Below are 4,745 nucleotides of genomic sequence, written 5' to 3' on the forward strand. Positions count from 1 at the left end.
TACTTATTCGTCAATAACAACGCATCGGCCGAGAATTACGCTCGCATCTACTCCTTTATGGCCACCTGCGATGAGGCAGGAGTCAACTTCTACGATTGGCTACTAGCAGTCCTTCCAAAGCTCCCCAAGATAGGCGAGCTCACAGAAGACGAAATAATCAACCTCCTCCCAGGTCACATAGAAGTCTAACTCAAAAAGACACCGAGACACAAAATAGACTGTAGGTACCAAATCGTACCTACAGGCTATTTTATTCTCTCCTTACGCGCCCGTTTTGGGAGAGTTACACTATGTAAAAAGAAAGAAAAATGTGTACGTTTGTAACAGTGAAAGAAAAAAAACACTAGCCCGTTGTCTATAAATGGGGAGTACTATACGTGTATACTATATAATTCTGAAGGAAACTCCTACAGAAAATTTTTAATCCGATTTTGTCAAAGTGTATTACATAAGACGAAATCAAAGAGAAATTAATCTATGAATAAAATTAATTTAGCATCTTTGTATGCAAACAGACTAGAGGAAAGAGAACTATCTCGTACTAACGGAGGGCATGACTCATGGACATGTTCTTGCTCTTGCTACTATGAAAATAATGGTGGCTCAAGCACTCATGACAATGCTCATGCCAATGCCCATTACAGGGGAGGAAAAGACTCAAAAAAAGGCGACACAAAAATAGAGGTTATAGTAAGTTGCCCTGACTGCGATCCTCGGTAATTAATAAGCACTTAGAGATAGATGTGTTGAATTTTACGGCAGTAGAGTAAGGTATATTTATATCTATTGGTTTGTAGAGTTTGACACACCTATCTTCACTAATAAATAGAAAAGAAATGAACTTCAATAGAAAGATAATAGCGACTGTGGTAATCGGCCTACTGTGTATATCTAGTATGAAGGCACAGGATCACCACACACCACGCTTTAGGACAGATAGTTATGAGCTCTTGGATCAAGCTCATTATATGGTGATGTATGAGCTTAAGTCGAAGTACCTGAGCGACCAGAATAGTCATTTCACCTCTGAGAATATGCTACTTATAGGAAAGAAAATTAGTAAGTTTTTCAATCCAGAAGTACTTAAAAATCAACAATATTACGAAAGCGCTCTAGATGCAATACCTAGTATGCCTTCTCGTGGTTTGGGTGCTATTGAAGTTTTTCAATGCAAGGGGGAAAATAGAGACGTGGTCATACATTATCCTTGTAATTCTTTTTTTGGTGCTCAATTGTATGAAGATCGCCCGAACTTTAACTGGCAGATAACTGCAGAGAGTAAGGAATTGATCGGTTATCCATGCCAAAAGGCTACTTGCCGGTTCAGAGGGCGCAACTACGAAGCTTGGTTTACGATGCAATTGCCTTTAAACAATGGTCCTTGGAAGTTTCGCAACCTCCCAGGGTTAATTCTTAAGGTCAGCGATGAAAAAGGGGACTTTATCTTTACGGCAAAGCAAGTAAACCGGCTGAAAGAGCCAATGCCAATAGTAAAGTATGACCTAGGCGGCTATGACAAAGTAACTCGAAAGGAGGCCAATGTTTTTGTAAAACGTTATATCGAGGATACATATGATGTTCTCAAAGCAGCATCTGTAGGCACTGGAGTGCAGGTAGAACAATTGACCATCAATAGTGATGGAACCAAATCTAATGCTCAATCCCCCAAAATAACTTATGTCGGACTGGAATTGGAATAGTTTTCGTTGTTTTTTGCTTCTTGTTATTCTAACACTTCCCAATTTATCTTCTGCACAGCAGAAAGGGATTATTAGGGGCGTAGTACGAGATATGAGTGGCAATCTTCTACCAGATGTATCGGTCAGTTTGTTGCAGTCTCCAGATCGTCCAGTAGTTATTGCCTATACTTTAACCGATGAAGAAGGGAAGTATTCACTAACTTATAAACCAAGTGGAGATAGCTTGACCCTTTCTATAGGAGGGTTTAATATACCGCCACAGATAAAGCAAGTGCCGAGAGATTCTGAAATAGTGGACTTCTTGGTAGATGTAAAGCCTTTTGAGCTTGAGGAGGTTAGTGTTAAGGCTGATAAGATCTCTTTGCATGGGGATACGCTTAATTACTATGTTGGTTCATTTATACATCCAAATGACCATACAATAGAGGATGTCCTTAAGCGAATGCCAGGAATAGAGGTCCTGAATGGAGGTCAGGTCAAGTACAAAGGGAAAGCGGTAAGGGGAGTATTGATAGAGGGGATTGATCTGATGAAGAATAGATATGGTATTGCCACGAAAAGCCTCTCCGCCGATGACATTGCTGCAGTGCAGGTGTTCGAAAATCACCAAGAGATAAAGGCGCTAAAGGATCTAGAATTCATAGACCAGGCAACTATTAACCTGAAACTAAAAGAGGGAAGAAAGGGTGTACTTGGTCTTTCTGCCCTTGCTTCAGCTGGCTGGAGTAAGGGTTTCGCAGGACAAGAGGAACTAGTAATGACCTACTTTGCAAAAAGACACCAGCATCTAGGAACACTAAAATGGAATAATGTGGGGATTGGCTTGGATCAGCAAATCCTTTCCTACGGTAGCAATGTCGAAGATCAAGGCGCAAGGATGACCATGATGCTTCGTCCAGCACCTCCCAGTATAGAACGAACTAAGCACCTATTTAATAGTGATCTCTCAGCGACACTAAACAACGTATTCATCACACCAAAAGACCATCAATTATCACTCAATCTTCACTACCTCAGGGACAATGAGGAGAGAAGAGGTCAGAGCATTAATACGATATTTCTACCAGATAGGGAATCGTTGGTGATAAAAGAGGAACTATTCTCACATGACACACGTGAAAAGTTTGGCGGGGAGGTAGGATACAAGGTAAACAATGATCGTTTCTATCTTAATAACGAACTGATTTATAGCGGAGTAATTGACAATGGGAATGGTTTGGTAAGCCAAACTAAGGGTCATGTACATCAGCTACGCAATGAAGATGGACACTTCGCAAAAAATCGCCTAGATCTGATATATAGAGGAGCAAGAGGTAAAGGAATCAGAATAATTTCCAATACAGAATTTATCCAGAGAAATGAGCAACTGAAAATATCTCCTGACGGTTTAGAAATCTTTGGTTCTTCATCCCACACACCTCACCAGAAAAGCAGTCTCACCTCTATTTCTACCTATAATAGTTTTCATCTATTACAGACTCTAAAGTGGAAAGAGTTCTCCTTCAACCCCTATCTATTTGTGCATCACAATGTTGAAAAGCTTGCCTCCGATCTAGACCTATCAGGATTTAGCCAATTATCCAATCAACTACAACGAACGGATACTCAGCTGGGTATTTCTCTCGAGTCGGTATATAATGGTCGAAAGGTCAAAGCTACACTAACTTTGCCGATTGGACTAGAACTGCTAACGCTCCATGATGCGGTCAGCAATGAGAATACTCCTCTAAGGGAATTGCTCTTCAAGCCCTCCTTCTCTCTTAATTGGAAGGTCTCCAATCGCTGGAATACCACTCTATCGGCAAGGTACTCTACGAACTATAGTGATATCTCTTCCTTATACAGTGGATGTATTTTAACGAATTACCGCTCAATAGAAGCTTATGCTCCGCAAATTGATAAGAGTAGATTGTTTTCGGCTTTATTAAGCGTGGGGTATAGGTGGGTACAAAGATTGTTTTTTGCAAGTGCTACACTTTCCTACTCCAATCGTCAGAGCCATTATCTTCATTCAAGTGAATATGATGGTATGCTCCTCAAAACGAATAGTGTAGCGATGCCGAATATAGAGCAAAATCTTAATTATGATTTCAATCTTAGCAAGGGATTCGACTGGGAAAAGCTTAATATATCACTAAGTGGAGGACAATTTATCAGCAGGTCACCGCGCCTTGTACAAAATAAGTTTGCTTACCTAAAGTTTTTACAGAGCCGTGCTACTTTGAAACTGAATATTATGCCTACTCACTGGTTATCACTAGAGTATGATTCTGACTTTAACCTTTCGAGAAACTTAGCACGGGAGGGTAAGAGTCTAATGCTTTGGACAAATAAAATTGGGTGCGCTGTGGAAATCATAAGCCATCTCCACCTAAACGCAAGCGGATATCATCAATACAATAATCAAGGGAGTAGTCCACAGAATACGGTGTTGGTAGATGCCTCTTTATCTTATAAACTAAAAGGATTGCATCTGAGTCTTGAGTGGAATAACATCTGTAATACTAAGTACTTTTACTACCGAGACCTAAGTAGTGAGCGGCTATTTGAAAGTCACTATAGAATACGCCCATCGAGCATTATACTGAAAGCCAGATTTAAAATACTATAGAGCTATGAACATGGCAAGATTTACAGAAGACGATATCAAAAGTTTTTTTGTCAACACACCACAGATTACCTTTGAGGTTACAGAAACATGTAATCTTAATTGGAGCTTGCTGAATATGCCTTAACCACCTACTATTCAAGCAATTGAAGTATTGTTTTCTTTGCTATATTGATGATTATTGGTATATTGTAGTGTTAAAAAGAAACGCAATAGCAGTTATTGAGAATATGAGGAAGGTGTTTTCAAGCATTGGGAGGTTGCCCCTTTTTATTGGGGATGGTAATTTGTCGGAGTCTCTCGATAAGAGCAATAGGTGGTATCAGCTGGCGGAAAAGTTGCCGTGGGCAAAGATGGAGCAGGTCTATATCTCTAGACTTGATCCGAGACGTAAGGGAGCCACTAATCTTCCTGCCCGTTTGGTGCTGGGTGCTATG

General features: G+C 40.3%; 3 protein-coding genes and 2 pseudogenes. All 5 read left to right on the top strand.

Annotated features, from left to right (window positions below; translation table 11 throughout):
• Positions 1–189 (top strand): annotated as a pseudogene (locus tag A3GG_RS13665) (hypothetical protein); the annotation flags it as partial.
• A gap of 288 nt (positions 190–477) precedes the next feature.
• Positions 478–720, top strand: a complete 243-nt coding sequence (locus A3GG_RS14060) for a TIGR04149 family rSAM-modified RiPP (RefSeq protein WP_083900417.1) — start codon at positions 478–480, stop codon at positions 718–720.
• Between the two features lie 116 nt (positions 721–836).
• Positions 837–1,700, top strand: a complete 864-nt coding sequence (locus tag A3GG_RS12970) for a GLPGLI family protein (RefSeq protein WP_018359412.1) — start codon at positions 837–839, stop codon at positions 1,698–1,700.
• Positions 1,701–1,791: 91 nt separating this feature from the next.
• Complete coding sequence (locus A3GG_RS0111435) at positions 1,792–4,311, top strand: TonB-dependent receptor (RefSeq protein WP_026215803.1); 2,520 nt, start codon at positions 1,792–1,794, stop codon at positions 4,309–4,311.
• A 227-nt stretch (positions 4,312–4,538) separates the two neighbouring features.
• A pseudogene (locus A3GG_RS0111440) lies at positions 4,539–4,745 on the top strand (hypothetical protein); the annotation flags it as partial.

The organism is Porphyromonas levii DSM 23370, from assembly GCF_000379925.1.
Classification (GTDB): Bacteria; Bacteroidota; Bacteroidia; order Bacteroidales; family Porphyromonadaceae; genus Porphyromonas_A; species Porphyromonas_A levii.

Bases quoted from the DNA above. Each gene is read 5' to 3' on its own strand.
- A3GG_RS14060 (WP_083900417.1), top strand. From the start codon at position 478: ATGAATAAAATTAATTTAGCATCTTTGTATGCAAACAGACTAGAGGAA.
- A3GG_RS12970 (WP_018359412.1), top strand. From the start codon at position 837: ATGAACTTCAATAGAAAGATAATAGCGACTGTGGTAATCGGCCTACTG.
- A3GG_RS0111435 (WP_026215803.1), top strand. From the start codon at position 1,792: ATGAGTGGCAATCTTCTACCAGATGTATCGGTCAGTTTGTTGCAGTCT.